At 54.6% G+C, this 15142-nt stretch carries 17 protein-coding genes; 8 read left to right on the top strand and 9 right to left on the bottom strand.

What is annotated here, in order from left to right:
- Positions 1–3 precede the first annotated feature (3 nt).
- The 4 genes from EKM04_RS17010 to EKM04_RS16995 form a co-directional block, all read right to left on the bottom strand.
- The gene (locus EKM04_RS17010) at positions 4–243 is read right to left on the bottom strand and encodes a hypothetical protein (RefSeq protein WP_234910930.1); all 240 of its coding nucleotides are present in this window, start codon (positions 241–243) and stop codon (positions 4–6) included.
- 141 nt (positions 244–384) lie between these two features.
- Positions 385–1338, bottom strand: a complete 954-nt coding sequence (locus tag EKM04_RS17005) for a hypothetical protein (RefSeq protein WP_183895799.1) — start codon at positions 1336–1338, stop codon at positions 385–387.
- Positions 1339–1383: 45 nt separating this feature from the next.
- Complete coding sequence (locus tag EKM04_RS17000) at positions 1384–2481, bottom strand: coiled-coil domain-containing protein (protein WP_183895797.1); 1098 nt, start codon at positions 2479–2481, stop codon at positions 1384–1386.
- A 156-nt stretch (positions 2482–2637) separates the two neighbouring features.
- Positions 2638–3234 (bottom strand): DUF1134 domain-containing protein, encoded by a 597-nt coding sequence (locus EKM04_RS16995; protein ID WP_183895796.1) that lies wholly within the window; start codon positions 3232–3234, stop codon positions 2638–2640.
- Between the two features lie 148 nt (positions 3235–3382).
- On the opposite strand from EKM04_RS16995, the gene chpT reads away from it, so the two are divergent.
- Positions 3383–4033 carry a histidine phosphotransferase ChpT gene (gene chpT / locus EKM04_RS16990; RefSeq protein WP_183895794.1) on the top strand — a complete coding sequence of 217 codons (651 nt, stop codon included), beginning with the start codon at positions 3383–3385 and terminating at the stop codon, positions 4031–4033.
- 95 nt (positions 4034–4128) lie between these two features.
- Here the strand turns inward: chpT and EKM04_RS16985 are convergent, their stop codons facing one another.
- Complete coding sequence (locus EKM04_RS16985; RefSeq protein ID WP_183895792.1) at positions 4129–4638, bottom strand: GNAT family N-acetyltransferase; 510 nt, start codon at positions 4636–4638, stop codon at positions 4129–4131.
- Positions 4639–4742: 104 nt separating this feature from the next.
- A complete protein-coding gene (ctrA, locus tag EKM04_RS16980; RefSeq protein WP_183895790.1) occupies positions 4743–5447 on the bottom strand; it encodes a response regulator transcription factor CtrA in 705 nt (234 codons plus the stop codon).
- Positions 5448–5890: 443 nt separating this feature from the next.
- Here ctrA and EKM04_RS16975 point away from each other — a divergent pair, with 443 nt between their 5' ends.
- On the top strand, positions 5891–6241 hold the full coding sequence (locus EKM04_RS16975) for a flagellar export protein FliJ (RefSeq protein ID WP_174153802.1): 351 nt from the start codon (positions 5891–5893) through the stop codon (positions 6239–6241).
- A gap of 375 nt (positions 6242–6616) precedes the next feature.
- Here the strand turns inward: EKM04_RS16975 and sciP are convergent, their stop codons facing one another.
- The 3 genes from sciP to cysQ form a co-directional block, all read right to left on the bottom strand.
- Positions 6617–6892: a CtrA inhibitor SciP gene (gene sciP, locus EKM04_RS16970; protein WP_027675777.1), complete on the bottom strand. Its 276-nt coding sequence runs from the start codon at positions 6890–6892 to the stop codon at positions 6617–6619.
- A gap of 297 nt (positions 6893–7189) precedes the next feature.
- Positions 7190–8224 carry a DUF2793 domain-containing protein gene (locus EKM04_RS16965; RefSeq protein WP_174153801.1) on the bottom strand — a complete coding sequence of 345 codons (1035 nt, stop codon included), beginning with the start codon at positions 8222–8224 and terminating at the stop codon, positions 7190–7192.
- A gap of 79 nt (positions 8225–8303) precedes the next feature.
- Positions 8304–9077 carry a 3'(2'),5'-bisphosphate nucleotidase CysQ gene (gene cysQ / locus EKM04_RS16960; RefSeq protein ID WP_174153800.1) on the bottom strand — a complete coding sequence of 258 codons (774 nt, stop codon included), beginning with the start codon at positions 9075–9077 and terminating at the stop codon, positions 8304–8306.
- A gap of 355 nt (positions 9078–9432) precedes the next feature.
- Between cysQ and EKM04_RS16955 the strand changes: the two genes are divergently transcribed.
- From EKM04_RS16955 to EKM04_RS16930, 6 genes are all read left to right on the top strand, one after another.
- Positions 9433–10335, top strand: coding sequence for a branched-chain amino acid ABC transporter permease (locus tag EKM04_RS16955; protein ID WP_174153799.1), 903 nt, complete (start codon positions 9433–9435; stop codon positions 10333–10335).
- A gap of 4 nt (positions 10336–10339) precedes the next feature.
- Entirely contained in the window at positions 10340–11737 is a 1398-nt protein-coding gene (livM, locus tag EKM04_RS16950) for a high-affinity branched-chain amino acid ABC transporter permease LivM (protein WP_174153798.1), read from the top strand.
- Complete coding sequence (locus EKM04_RS16945; RefSeq protein WP_174153797.1) at positions 11737–12600, top strand: ABC transporter ATP-binding protein; 864 nt, start codon at positions 11737–11739, stop codon at positions 12598–12600. Before livM ends, EKM04_RS16945 begins: the two co-directional genes overlap by 1 nt.
- Entirely contained in the window at positions 12600–13328 is a 729-nt protein-coding gene (locus EKM04_RS16940; RefSeq protein WP_174153796.1) for an ABC transporter ATP-binding protein, read from the top strand. Before EKM04_RS16945 ends, EKM04_RS16940 begins: the two co-directional genes overlap by 1 nt.
- Positions 13329–13447: 119 nt before the next feature.
- On the top strand, positions 13448–13801 hold the full coding sequence (locus EKM04_RS16935) for a DUF6867 family protein (protein ID WP_183896134.1): 354 nt from the start codon (positions 13448–13450) through the stop codon (positions 13799–13801).
- A 115-nt stretch (positions 13802–13916) separates the two neighbouring features.
- The gene (locus tag EKM04_RS16930; RefSeq protein ID WP_174153794.1) at positions 13917–15035 is read left to right on the top strand and encodes a branched-chain amino acid ABC transporter substrate-binding protein; all 1119 of its coding nucleotides are present in this window, start codon (positions 13917–13919) and stop codon (positions 15033–15035) included.
- Positions 15036–15142: the final 107 nt, after the last annotated feature.

Below are 15142 nucleotides of genomic sequence, written 5' to 3'. Positions count from 1 at the left end.
GGGTTACTCAGCGGCCTGTGCTTGATCAAAGCCGGAAAAATATTGGTCGATTGCGGACATGGTCTGGTCGCGAGTTACGTTGATCCTGTCGGCGCTGTTCAATGGCGCGACAGATGCGATGCCCCGATATTCCAGGGCTGAAAATCCGCGGGCGAAACCGGCAGGGCCTGCCGCGTCAGCATGGCTGGTGATCGAGGCGATAACGATACCACAGATGGCAGCAGCAAAGAGTTTCTTCAGCATTGTCAAACCCTATTTTTGCGTCGGCCAGCTTGTTGCCGGTCTTATCCGCGTATCCTTTTGGCGCTGGACGTCTTGTCCGGGCCAGTGATCACGACGTTACAGGGCAGTCTTTTCAGCGGATTTAAGCCAATAGCTACAATTTTATCGGTCTTTAATTTTAATGCGATTTATCGCGTTTTTGTGCATTTCTTCGGGCTTTCTAACAGCTGCACACAATTCAATGCGTGCTTGGATCCGCTCGGACCGTGTCAGACGTTGCCTTTGGTCTGAAAGAGATGATTGCACTTCTTCGATCTCTCTAGCGAGAGGCGGATTTGCACTTTCGGCCCAGAGCCAAAGCCGGAGAAGCCTTTTGTCACTTGCCACACGTCCACTCGCATCGCGAGTCAGCCGTATGAGCGCGTCGACCGCGCGGCGCTGCACCACCTCATCGGCTTTGTCATCAAGCACGTAATAGGATGGGTTTTCGATTGGATATGCGGTAATCGATAGGTCCAGAAGCGCAATGCAAGCTTTCGAGTTTTTTAGCCTAGCCAGCCAGCAAACGAGATCGAATGGGTCTACCCGAAGCGTTAAGAGTGCTTGGATGATACAGTCCGAGACGTAACCTTCGTGGCGATTTTCCTTCATGGCTAGTGGCAATAAAAGTGGTGCTGTGTCGTTATGGATAAACCAGTTTATCGCCACACGACAGAACAGGGTCCGAAGCGCATCCTGCTCTGTTTTATCAAATCGCCAGAGACCAACTCGCAAAGTGTAGTGGATAAGGAAGTAATCGGTTTCGGATTTCAAAAACGCCAGTTCAAGCGCACGTGGCAGGAAATGTAGGAACGTGTCGCGCCCACCTGAGCAGTTGGGATGCTCGTAGTAAATCTGGTCAAAATCTTCTAATTTGGCGCGATGTAACGGCCCCGCCGCTCTGGTGCGTTCTTCGTTCTGGGACGTAAAACATTGACGGCACCAGTTCCAGACAGGGCGGTAATGGGAAAACGCAACGTACACGGCCTCAAGACACATAGCCGCATCTGGGGGCGTCTGATTGAACCGGTAGAGGTACTGCTCTGGCTGGTTGGCTGGTCGTTGACGACGCTTCACTTGATTCCATCCTGTTTGTAGCGACCGGATAGACGCTTGAAGGTGTTAGGCTTTTTGCCCCGCCATGATGTCGCTTGCACGGCTCGCGAGGTTTTTTCGGCTGCTTTTGTTCGAGACATTCGAAATGAGTGAGGGTAGGGTCGAGGCCGTGCCCTCCTGGGCTGCGGTCAAGGCGATCATACGCGCGGCAATCTGTGAAATCTCGTTGCGGATCGCATCGTCATTGCCAGTGCCCTTGCCATTCAACAAACGCTCGGTCAGTGCGGTTCCTTGATGACGAATGTCTTCAATTTCCCGCGCAATCTGCTCAGGCGTGGCGATAATTTGGGGCAGGGGTTTTTCAGTGTGTGCGGGTTCGAGTCGGTTGCTTCCACCGTTCCCGGTGGCGACGCCTTTCAGGCGGCTGATTTCCTGAGCCCGACGTTCCAAGAGGGTTTCGTTGTCGGCATTGCGGGCTGCTTCCGTTGCAAGCTGTTCTTCGAGCCTGGCGATCTTGCGGCTTTCGCGGGTCATCTGGTGAGCGGCTTCGCGGTTTCTCGCTGCGGCCTCTTCCAATTCCTTTGTGATCGTCTCACGCTCTTTGCGCCAGGAGGCGAGCTTGTGTTTTGCTTGCTCCACTTCGATGTCGCGGGCCGACAGCGCTATTTTCAGGTCATCGAGCTCGCGGGAAATGGCACTGACGCGTTTGGTGAGGTTGGAGATTTCCTGCGTGCGGGAGATCGCGGTTTCCTCGGCGTCGTTCAAGGCAGCCTTCAAGCGTGCCGATGCATCTTCGTGGCGAAGCGCTTTGGCGCGTAACTCGCTTGCCTCCAGTGTCAGCGTTTCGATCTGGCTTTTCAGTTCACGCGTTTCGGCCAGAAGGGCCGTGGTGTCGCTCAGTGCGCTGTCGTTTCTGAACTTCAGGGAATGTGCTTTTTCACGTTCCGCGTCCAGTTCCTGGCGGGTGCGGGCATTTTCTGCCGCATAGAGCGCGCGCGCCATGTCTTTCTGTGCGCGAACCTCCTGCGGACTGATCGGCATCGTCGCGCGCAATCGCTTTTCTGTATAAACGACGATGCGGCGATGGATCGACGGCGCCAACAGCGAAACCAGCAAAATGGCAGAGAGAAAACCGAGTCCGAAAAGAAGGGCGTATTCGATCACGCGGGTCGTCTCCACTCACAAAAGGCAATGATGGCCATCCATGATGGCATTTCAACGGTTGGGTCTGTTACTACAAGCCTTCGATCATCCCACGTCAAACTTGCGCCAGACCTGATCGACGGTGACCATATTATGCACAATTGCTGATATTGCGAATCAGAACGGGTTCCAAGTTGGCTGCTGGGTGAGCTTGAGGTAACCGACATTGATGCCGAGACGTGCGCCGATGCCGGTTCTGATCGGAGCAATGGTGACATCGCTGTTTTTCAAAACGGTCATGCCCACACCCGCGACGATGAAGGCAGAGCCGCTGACGCCGCCATAACGACGGTAAAGCGAATCGACTGCGGGAAGGTTGTAGACCAGCATCATGGCGCGCGTGCCCTGGCCGCCATAATCCAGTCCCAGCGACGGACCCTGCCAGAAAACGGGGTGCTGACCGGCGTTCTTGGTGTAAAGCTGGCCTTCTCCATAGGTCAGGCCAGCAACAAAGGCACCGGAACCTTCCTGGCCGAGAATGTAGCCGTTGGGCAGGCCATATTGTTGAAAAGCACGCTCGACGACCTTCGCAAGCCCGCCGGTCGTTTCACCAAAGAAACCGTGACCTGCATCAATAATTTCCTGAAATGAATATTGGTCACTGCTTTGGGCAGCGGCATGGCCCGAGGAAATGCAAAGGCTCGCGAGTACCACGAAAATCTTTACCAGTCCCAGGCGTGCAATGGTGCGGAGTTCGGTAAATCGCATCGTCAAGTCCGTCCGTCTGTTTATTCGTTTTGCCCTGTTAAGGCATTTGGCATTTTGAAACTATGATATTAACAATCGGTTTACCAAATATGATGTCATTATGGCTTAATAACTTCCACACAGTCCGCGCAACCCTTGCGCAGGAGAGAATTTTATGACGAGCAAACCAAACCTGACGCTGTCCGGCGCCGATCTGGCGGCCCTTCTGTGCAGTCGCGTATGCCATGACGTGATTTCTCCTGTCGGAGCGATCAACAATGGACTGGAACTGCTGGATGAGGGCGGCTCGGACGCCGATGCGCTCGATCTGATCAGGACATCCGCGGTCAACGCCTCCGTTCGCCTGAAATTTGCTCGTCTCGCCTTTGGCGCATCCGGCTCTGCCGGCGCCTCAATCGACACGGGTGAGGCAGAAAAGGCAGCCAAGGATTTCGCCGCTGCCGAAAAGAAAGCCGAAGTCACCTGGAACGGTCCGCGTGCCATCGTGCCCAAAAACCGCGTTAAAATGCTGCTGAACCTGTTCCTCGTCGCCTACAGCGCTATTCCACGCGGTGGCAACGTGGACGTGGTGCTTGAAAACCCTGAGACGGACGCGCGCTTCGAAATCACAGTGAAGGGACGCATGATGCGTCTGCCTGCGAAGTTCGTTGCACTGTCTGAAGGCACCGAAGAGGAAGCGGTTGATGCCCATTCCGTACAGTCTTATTACACGCTTCTGATGGCACATGAGGCGGGGATGACGATTGAATACGCCGTTCACGACGACCGAATCGTCTTCACGGCGTTTACCATCGACGCCGCCTGATCGAGCGTAACACGATATGGTGATCGGGGCTGCCTCTGGTGGCCCCGCTAGAACGTTTCCATTTAACAAGGGAACGCTCTAGCCTTGGGGCCGATTCATACGGTCCTCCGCTTCATCACCTCGTTGAGATAGACCTCATCCGCGATTCGGAAATGCGTCTGCCCCGAGAGGGAGAAGCTGTGGGCTTTGTAGAATTCGATTGCCCTTGTGTTCTGAGAATTGACAGCCAGCCAGACCTCGGAAATATCCCGCGCCTGACACAGGCGTAGCGCTTCGTGCAACAGGCCCGAGCCAAGCTTGCGCCCGTGATGTCTCGGCTGGACATACAAGGTGCAGATTTCCGTTGCGCAGCGGTCACAATCCGGTGCCGGACTGTCAAACGACAGGCGGATAAAACCATCGATGCCATTCTCGTTTTGCGAAACAATGACGGCCTCGTTCTCGCTCGCGAGGAAGGCTTCGAATTTGGCTGCTGTGAATTCGCTCAAGGCATACTCGGCGAAGACGGAATTAACGCCTTTTCGCACATAGGTACCAATCCAGACTTCCACCGAGATGGCCGCCAGGCTCGCCGCGTCGTCTGCCCGGGCAGGTCTGAAATGCATGGACTGTAACTTCCTGTGAGATCTGACGGAAATTTGATGTTCGTAAAGACAAAAAAACCGCCGGAGAGGGGCGGTTTTTTGTATGCGGGCGTGCTTGGGGAGTATCAAGCTGTTTCGAGAAACTCGGTGACAGCGTCCGGCTCGCGCAGAACGTATCCACGGCCCCAAACCGTTTCGATATAGTTTGCACCGCCAGCGGCATTCGCCAGCTTCTTGCGCAATTTGCAGATGAAAACGTCGATAATCTTCAGTTCAGGCTCATCCATGCCGCCATAGAGATGGTTGAGGAACATTTCCTTGGTGAGCGTGGTGCCCTTGCGGAGCGAAAGAAGCTCCAGCATCTGGTATTCCTTACCGGTGAGGTGAACGCGCTGACCGCCAACTTCCACCGTCTTGGCATCGAGGTTCACGATCAGCTCGCCCGTTGCGATCACCGACTGGGCATGGCCCTTGGAGCGGCGAACGATGGCGTGAATACGTGCAACAAGCTCATCCTTGTGGAAAGGCTTGGTCATATAGTCATCCGCACCGAAACCGAGACCGCGAACCTTGTCTTCAATGCCGGCCATACCGGAAAGAATAAGGATCGGTGTCTTGACCTTGGAAAGACGGAGCGTTCTCAGTACCTCGTAACCCGACATGTCGGGCAGGTTGAGGTCGAGAAGAATGATATCGTAATCGTAGAGCTTTCCAAGATCCACGCCTTCCTCACCGAGGTCGGTTGTGTAGACGTTGAAACTTTCGGACTTCAACATCAGCTCAATGCTCTGAGCCGTTGCGCTGTCGTCTTCGATCAATAGAACCCGCATAATTATCCCCTTTGCCGCCGCGGAAGGTAATGATTGCCTTTTGCGCGATACGGATCCAGTCGTTGCCTGATTTGCAGGCTGCCACCAAATGGTTAACAAATTCTAATTACCTTTGGCAAGGTGTGTAGAATTTATTAAATAGTGGCTCCAGTCTGCTGATATTCAACGTGAATCCGCACCGCCAAACATGAACCATAGCGTGAAGTTATCCCGCTAAGTGATTCAACCGACTCTGACATTGTCGTGCCCGTTGTTTTTCGGGCTTGGCATTTACCGACCTTTAAATGATCTGCCTTATCATTAACGATGCCCGTAAACGAAAGGTTAACGACGTCGATTTTTTATTAACGTCCGGTAACTTTTCAGAATTATTCCGGCACATGCCTGAGTGAAGGGCCGGTTCCAGTTTTTACCGGGGTCTCGCTATCCACGGAGTATTGCGTATGAAGTCGCGTGACAGCCTAGTTCGCCTGAAGGAATTTCAGGTCAACGAAAAACGTCGTCAGTTGCAACAATTGCAGTCGATGATGTCCGAATTCGAACGAATGGCCAAGGAGTTGGTCCATCAGATTTCTCTGGAGGAGAGCAAATCGGGAATTACCGATCCGTCGCATTTCGCCTACCCGACTTTCGCCAAGGCTGCTCGTCAGCGCGCGGATAACCTTCAGGTCTCCATTCGCGAACTGAAGATGCAGGAAGAGGCGGCGGAAGCCGTTCTGGAAGAGGTCCAGGCGGAATTCGAACGGGCAGCGGCCCTTGAAAGCCGAGACGTTGCCATTCGCGCTCGCGCGTAAGGCATAAATCAAAGAAACAAAGACGTCCTCATTGACGGCGGCCAGTGGATCAGGAGGCTGCTTTCAATGGCGCGACGTCACGTCTTGTCGTTGGACACATTCAACCAGATCTGCCCGACGCAAATTCCTGTTTCGGGATCAAAAAAAACCGCTCAATGGACGAGCGGTTTTTTTATGCGGCGTGCTTTGTCTCATGCCTTTGCATCATGAATGTCTGCAAAAGGGTGGTTGAGAGTTTGCCCAGCGTCGATAATTGCCGATGAGGATTTCGTGAGAACAAAACAAATCAGCGCCACGCAATCCCCGAATCCATGGAGAAAGGTGACGCTCGATTTCTCTGCCGTCGATATGCCCCTTGACGGGCATCGACAGAATTTAGTGGCGGTACTGCTGGATGCGCGTGGTGCGCAGGCCAGCAAGACCGTGGTCACTGATGGAAGACTGCCAGGAGAGAAATTCCTCCACTGTCAGTGTATAACGTTCGCAGGCTTCCTCGAGGCTCAATAACCCTCCTCGTACCGCTGCGACAACTTCTGCCTTTCGACGAATGACCCAGCGGCGCGTGTCCGCAGGAGGCAAATCGGCAATCGTCAGAGGGCTGCCATCGGGGCCGATGACATATTTAACTCGTGGGCGTATCATTTCGGTCATTGGACACTCTACACAAACTCAAGACCATATCTGATGCACTTTAGGGCCGTACCTTTAAAAATTACCTAAGCAGTCAGAGACATTTTGTTAAGAATTTGAATGGTTTCGCCTGATTTGTTCGAGCTTTGCTGGATTCTTGTGTCATAATAAAAAAATCATTTTATTATTTTTTGTCTCAATAACGTTCAGCAACGCCATATCTGAATTTCATAATATTATCTTGGACTTAGAATCTTGGTCGATCTGATCGCGCCTGCCGCCTGCTTTTGGCAAGCGACAGGCGCGGAAGAGAACTTCTTACAGCGCCGCCACCAAGAGCTCCGTTTTTCCTGCTCCGTAAGCCAATTGGCACGCGCCGCCATGCGCCAGCGAGATGCGATCCTTCTCGTTTAGGGATACAATGAAGCTTGCTGATTGCGTGCTGTTTTCGGCGGACGTTGTGCCCGCAAGCGCAAAGGAACTGTTGGCATCATTGATCCTGAGCGTGACGGTGTGGCCCGAGGATGCGACAACGGACAGTGTCAGTGTGATCAGATAAAGGCCTGTCAGGGGTACCACCAGATCCTTCTGCACATCGACCACACTATTTCCCAGTGCAAAGCCGCCTTGCTGGACGGGCAGGTCCGTGAAACCGGAGATGGTGCCAGCCGTGTGAGACACAGTTTCTACGGCGCGTCCTGCCCGCACAAGCGGACGCTCAGGCAGCGAGACATGCCCTGCACCGGAAATGGAGAGGGCTGTTTTCCAATCCACGCCATTTGCCGACATCTTGATGGAAAAGCTGTCGTTTCCCGCCAATCCCATTTCGGCCCGACCCGACCAGCCGGATTGAAACAGCAGCGATGCCGTGTCGGTCGGTGCTGCCTTGTTGACCTTTATCTGGTGCCCGCCACCCTCGTTGGTGAACAGGCTGGCCGGTGATGCCACCGTGAGCCTGTTTTGCGGATCCGCAGAGGCGTTGATGCCCAATCGTCCGAAAGCGCCTGCTGCGGGCAGGGGGATGTCCTGCCAGTTCCCATTGCTCAGCACCCTCATCTGGCCGGTTTCCAGAAACCACGCACGCCATCCTTCACGCGGAACGATGTAGACCCACGCGTCGTCCTGCCACAGGCCGAGCTTCCCACCGTGTCTCTCCCATTCTCCGGTGGGTACGGAAGCGATGAGGAAGCAATCGCCATCCTCCATCGTTTGGGGTGGTTGGCTGATTTCGCGCCTGATCGTCAGTTGTGTGACGGCATCCAGCTTTTGCAGAGCTTCGTTATGCGTCACATGTTTTTGCGCCTGAGAGGGCAATATGTAGGGTAGTTCAAGTCTCGACGTCTGTTCGGTCATCTTTCAATCTCCGTTGCGTGGGAGATTGTGTGGCCGTCCGGATAGCTGTGGAGAAAAAAATAAAAATAATTTTTGTGCGTTAAGGTGCTGCGCCCCAAGCGATGAAATCAGGGTTCGCGAGTGCGTCCTCGCTGCTGTCCTTAACGTCGTATCGCAAGGGAAGGCCGGCAATATCGAGCGTTATGCCGCCGGCCGCGCGTAGCACGGCATCACCCGCCGCCGTATCCCACATCATGGTCCGGCTGAAGCGTGGATAAACGTCGGCAGCGCCCTCGGCCAGCATGCAGAATTTGAGCGAAGAGCCGATGGAAATGCTGTCGATCAAACCATGTTCTGCGACAAAGGCTTCGGTCTTTGGTGTGCAGTGCGAACGGCTGATGACCGCAATTGGAATGGTCGGCTTGGCCCGGCACCGCACATTGCGAACGTCGCTCGGTTCAAAATCGTCGGTGACCTGGACCTTTCGCGCAACTTCGCCGTCTCCTGTCCACATGACTTTCAACGCTGGTGCGTAGACGACGCCCAGAACTGGTGTTCCATTGCGCACCAGCGCGATGTTGACCGTAAAGTCCTGCTTGCCGGCAATAAATTCCTTGGTGCCATCGAGTGGGTCCACCAGAAAAAACTCGTCTTCGGCTTTGGGGACGAGACCGACGGAGGCGGCTTCTTCGGCAATGACCGGTATGTTGGGGAAGTTCAATGCAAGTGCTGCCAGAATCACGGCTTCTGCCCGTTGATCCGCTTCTGTGACGGGCGAACAGTCGTTCTTGTACGTCACATGAGGACCGGCCGCATGCACCGCCATGATTTCCCTGCCAGCCTTTAATGTGGCCGCTGTTAAGATGTCGAGCATCGAGATCCTTCTGCCGATCGCCGGACGCGTTCCATTTGGCACCCGACATAAGCTTTCAGGGGCTCGTTTACAACGCAACCGGTCTCCCGCCAAGGCACGAAAATATGTGGTAACAAGTTAGGATTTTATGACGATGAGCCGCTTTTTACAGCATTCTCTGCCAAAAATATGATCTTTGTGAACCCTCAGGTGGCATTCAATGTGGAAACACCAAATAAAAAGCTGTTTTACAGATTTTTGACTTCACATTTTTTCCGAACGCGATATGGGTTTTAACCAAGGGGGACAGAAAATGCAGCCCCCGGAAGCAACATAACGAGACCTCTTCTGTCGAGAATAGGTCCGGGGGAAAGATATGGAGTATTTTGTCCAGCAGCTCATAAACGGGCTGACTCTTGGATCGATCTATGGCCTCATCGCGATTGGCTATACGATGGTTTACGGCATTATCGGAATGATCAACTTCGCCCATGGCGATATATTCATGCTCGGCGGTTTCGCTGCATTGATCGTTTTCCTTATTCTCACATCCTTTTTTGCCGGTATCCCCGTCGCCGTTCTGCTTTTGGTGATGATGGTCGTTGCAATGCTGATGACCGGTCTATGGAACTGGGCCATTGAGCGCGTCGCGTATCGTCCTCTTCGCGGCTCCTTCCGCCTGGCGCCGTTGATCACCGCCATCGGCATGTCGATTGCATTGTCCAACTTCATTCAAGTCACGCAGGGCCCGCGCAACAAGCCGATCCCGGCACTTGTGACGGATGTTTACCACTTTGGTGCCATCACCATTTCGCTGAAGCAGTTGTTGATCGTGGCGATTACCTCGGTTCTGCTGCTCGCCTTCTGGTATATCGTCAACAAGACGCCGCTTGGCCGTGCGCAGCGTGCAACCGAGCAGGACCGCAAGATGGCGGCGCTTCTGGGCGTTGATGTCGATCGCACCATTTCCATCACTTTCGTCATGGGCGCTGCACTCGCAGCCGTCGCAGGCTCCATGTATCTCATGTATTATGGCGTTGCGTCGTTCAACGACGGCTTTATTCCTGGCGTGAAGGCGTTTACCGCAGCCGTTCTCGGCGGCATTGGATCTCTACCCGGTGCTGTGCTCGGCGGGCTTCTTATCGGTCTGATCGAAAGCCTGTGGTCTGCCTATTTCTCCATCGCCTACAAAGACGTCGCGGCCTTCGGTATCCTGGCATTCGTGCTGATTTTCAAGCCGACCGGTATTCTGGGTCGCCCAGAAGTCGAGAAGGTTTGAGATCATGGCAAATATCGCTTCCGAAAAGGATACGCCCGGCTCGAGCCTGATGGTTCAGGCCGTCAAGGAAGGCATCTTCGCGGGCCTCGTGTCGCTTGGGATGTTCATCCTCTATGTCGGTATCGTCACCTATCAGGATATCAACAACCAGCTAATCTGGGGCACACGCTGGGGGCTTCTGGCCATCTTCGTTGGCGTTGCCGCTATCGGCCGGTTTCTCGTCGTCGGCTTCGTGCGCCCGCATCTGGACAAGCGCAAGATTTCCAAGGCAAAGACCGGCATTTTGGAGATTGCCGAAGATAAAGGCTTCTTTCACAAGCACTTCCTCAAGATTGCCCTTGTCTTCCTGTTGATTTATCCAGCGATCGCAGTTGGTCTCTTCGGGTTCCAGGGATCTTTGAAGCTGGTCGACAACTTCGGCATCCAGATCCTCATCTACGTCATGCTGGCATGGGGCCTGAACATCGTCGTCGGTCTCGCGGGCCTGCTGGATCTGGGTTATGTGGCCTTTTACGCCGTTGGCGCCTACTCCTACGCATTGCTGTCCAGCTACTTCGGCCTGTCGTTCTGGGTTCTGCTTCCCATGGCCGGTATTCTGGCAGCGTTCTGGGGCATCATCCTCGGCTTCCCGGTTCTGCGTTTGCGCGGTGACTATTTGGCGATCGTGACACTGGCTTTCGGTGAAATCATCCGACTCGTGCTGTTGAACTGGACTGAGGTCACCAAGGGAACATTCGGTATTTCCGGCATCGCGAAGGCGTCCGTCTTCGGCATCTGGTCCTTTGATGTCGGTGCCCCCAACAACTTCGCCAAGGTCTTCGGGCTGCCGATGTCCTCGTCCTATTACAAAATCTTCCTGTTCTACGTCATTCTGCTGCTGTGCATGCTGACGGCCTATGTCACCATCAAGCTTCGTCGCATGCCGATCGGTCGTGCTTGGGAAGCACTGCGTGAAGACGAAATCGCCTGCCGCTCGCTCGGTATCGATACGGTCAAGACCAAGCTGACAGCTTTTGCAACCGGTGCGATGTTCGGTGGTTTTGCCGGATCGTTCTTTGCGGCGCGTCAAGGTTTCGTGTCACCGGAAAGCTTTGTATTCCTCGAATCGGCCGTCATCCTTGCCATCGTCGTTCTCGGCGGAATGGGCTCGCTGACGGGCATCGCCATTGCTGCCGTCGTCATGGTCGGCGGCACGGAGTTGCTGCGCGAAATGGAATTCCTCAAGCACATCTTCGGTCCTGATTTTACACCTGAACTCTACCGTATGCTGTTGTTCGGTCTGGCGATGGTCATCGTGATGCTGTTCAAGCCACGCGGCTTTGTCGGCTCTCGTGAACCCACGGCCTTCCTGAAAGAGCGCAAGTCCATTTCCGGCGACTTCACCAAGGAAGGTCACGGCTGATGGCTTCCGGAAACATTGAAATGACAAAAGACACAATCCTTAAGGTCGAACACCTCTCCATGCGGTTCGGTGGACTGATGGCCATCAACGACTTCTCCTTTGAAGCCAAGCGCGGCGAAATCACTGCGTTGATCGGGCCGAACGGTGCAGGCAAAACGACCGTCTTCAACTGCATCACCGGCTTTTACAAGCCGACGATGGGCATGATCACGATGCGGCGGACCACGGGCGAGGAGCATCTTCTCGAACGCCTGCCGGATTTTGAAATCACCAAGAGGGCCAAGGTCGCGCGGACCTTCCAGAATATCCGTTTGTTCTCTGGCCTGACTGTTTTGGAAAATCTGCTGGTGGCCCAACACAACGCGCTGATGAAGGCGTCCGGCTACACGTTCCTGGGTTTGCTTGGCATGCCAGCCTATAAAAAGGCTGCTGCCGGCGCCATCGACAAGGCGAAATACTGGCTCGATAAGGCCGATCTGACGGATCGTGCCGACGATCCGGCCGGCGATCTTCCCTATGGGGCGCAGCGTCGCCTGGAAATTGCACGGGCCATGTGCACGGAACCAGAACTTCTTTGCCTCGACGAACCGGCCGCGGGTCTCAACCCGAAAGAATCGCTGGCGCTCAACAATCTGTTGCGCGGCATTCGCGCTGAGGGCACGTCTCTGCTCCTTATCGAGCATGATATGTCCGTTGTCATGGAGATTTCCGATCACGTCGTGGTTCTCGAATACGGCCAGAAGATTTCCGATGGTACCCCGGACCATGTGAAAAATGACCCGAAGGTCATCGCCGCCTATCTGGGTGTCGAGGATGATGAAGTGGAAGAAGTGATTGCAGAAGAACTTGGGGGAACGGTGTGATGTCCGGTGAACCCCTTCTCAAAGTCCAGAACGTCGAAACCTATTATGGAAACATTCGCGCGCTTGCGGGCGTCGATGTGGAAGTGAACAAAGGCGAAATCGTTAGCCTCATCGGCGCCAATGGTGCAGGCAAATCGACGCTGATGATGACGATCTGCGGAAGCCCGCAGGCGCGCACCGGGTCGGTGATTTTCGATGGCGAAGACATCACGAAAATTCCGACACACCTTATTGCTCGTCGGCGCATCGCGCAGTCGCCGGAGGGGCGTCGCATCTTCCCGCGCATGACCGTTCTGGAAAATCTTCAGATGGGCGCCAATCTTGATAATCTGAAATACTTCAAGGAGGACGTCGAAAAGATCTTTACGATGTTCCCGCGCCTCAAGGAACGTCAGAGCCAGCGTGGCGGCACATTGTCGGGTGGCGAGCAGCAGATGCTGTCTATCGGTCGCGCGCTCATGTCGCGCCCCAAGCTGCTTTTGCTGGACGAGCCATCGCTCGGCTTGGCGCCCCTGATCGTCAAAGGTATTTTCGAGGCGATCAAGACGCTGAACAAGGAAGAGGGGCTGACCGTCTTTCTCGTCGAGCAGAATGCGTTCGCCGCCTTGAAGCTGTCTGACCGGGCCTATGTCATGGTCAACGGCAAGGTCACGATGAGCGGGTCTGGTAAAGAGCTTCTGGCCAATCCGGAAGTGCGTGCGGCCTATCTAGAGGGTGGTCGCCACTGATTTCTGCGCTCACTCAGGTGGCGTAGACGTTGGATAACAATAAAGCCTGCGGGTAAACGGCAGGCGCCTGGCGAAGACAGGCCCTGCCACAACGATGCAGGGCACTGATGGGGAAAAAGATGCAGGGACTTTTTTTCGAAAGCGATAGCGGCGTTCGCTACATCTTGCGGGGGCTGGTTGTTCTCCTGGGATTTTGGACGGCTTGGCGGACCGGCAGGTCTGTAGCCGATAGCTGGGAAAATTATCCGCGCGTGGTGGTCTACACCCTGCTTCTCGGTGTGGTGATGCGGTTCATGCATTATGCGTTGTTCGCCGGACCCATGCTGAGCGGCTTCTATTACCTGATGGATGTGGTCGTTCTGCTGGCTTTTGCAACTGTCGGCTTTCGCATGCGCCGGACCGATCAGATGGTCAATAACTACTATTGGCTTTATGATCGAACTTCATCATTTTCTTATAAGAAGAAAGATTGACAGCGGCGTTCTTCTGAATTCAGAATGCCCGCAAGAGTGGAACAGCCTGATCAGTTAAGGTGGGTACTGAGCAGGCGGGGATAAACAACCCAACCATGGAACTGGGAGTAATATAATGAAGAAGTCTCTTCTTTCCGCAGTTGCGCTGACCGCAATGGTCGCCTTCAGTGGTTCTGCCTGGGCTGACATTCTCGTCGGCGTCGGCGGCCCGCTGACAGGCCCGAATGCGGCTTTCGGCGCACAGCTCCAGAAGGGTGCTGAGCAGGCTGCGGCGGACATCAACGCTGCTGGTGGTATCAACGGCGAACAGATCAAAATTGTGCTGGGCGACGACGTGTCCGACCCGAAGCAGGGTATCTCGGTTGCCAACAAGTTTGTTGCTGACGGCGTCAAGTTCGTTGTCGGTCACTTCAACTCCGGCGTTTCCATTCCGGCGTCCGAAGTCTATGCGGAAAACGGCATCCTCGAAATCACGCCTGCCGCCACCAACCCTGTTTTCACCGAACGCGGCCTGTGGAACACATTCCGTACCTGCGGACGTGACGACCAGCAGGGCGGCGTAGCCGGCAAATATCTCGCCGAAAATTTCAAAGATGCCAAGATTGCCATCGTTCATGACAAGACCCCATACGGTCAGGGTCTTGCAGACGAAACCAAGAAGGCCCTGAATGCAGCTGGCGCGAAAGAAGTCATCTACGAAGGCATCAACGTCGGCGACAAGGACTTCTCTGCTCTGATCGCGAAGATGAAGGAATCGGGCGTATCGGTCATCTATTGGGGTGGTCTCCATACAGAAGCCGGTTTGATCATCCGCCAGGCCGCAGACCAGGGTCTGAAGGCCAAGCTCGTTTCCGGTGACGGCATCGTCTCCAACGAACTGGCTTCCATCGCAGGCGACGCCGTCGAAGGCACGCTGAACACATTCGGCCCTGATCCAACCATCAACCCTGCCAACAAGGATCTGGTTGCCAAGTTCAAGGCGGCAGGCTTCAACCCTGAAGCCTACACGCTCTATTCCTACGCTGCCGTGCAGACGATTGCTGCTGCTGCCAAGGATGCAGGCTCGGTTGACGCAGAAGCCGTTGCTGCCGCCATGAAGAAAGGCAAGTTCATGACCGTTCTCGGCGAACTTTCCTTCGATGAAAAGGGCGATCCAAAGGCTCCTGGCTACGTCATGTACGAGTGGAAGAAGGGCCCGGACGGCAAGTACAGCTACTTCCAGCAGGGCAGCTAAGTCCTACCGACATTCCGACAGAAGCCCGGCAGCGATGCCGGGCTTTTTTCGTTGAAGGGCCTGCATCATGTCCGTTGCCACAATGGAGACATCAAGGCGGATCAGAA

It is taken from the genome of Rhizobium skierniewicense Ch11, assembly GCF_023757665.1.
GTDB lineage: Bacteria > Pseudomonadota > Alphaproteobacteria > Rhizobiales > Rhizobiaceae > Agrobacterium > Agrobacterium skierniewicense.
The sequence above is the reverse complement of the archived record's forward strand: the minus strand, read 5'-3'. Positions and strand labels throughout refer to the sequence as shown.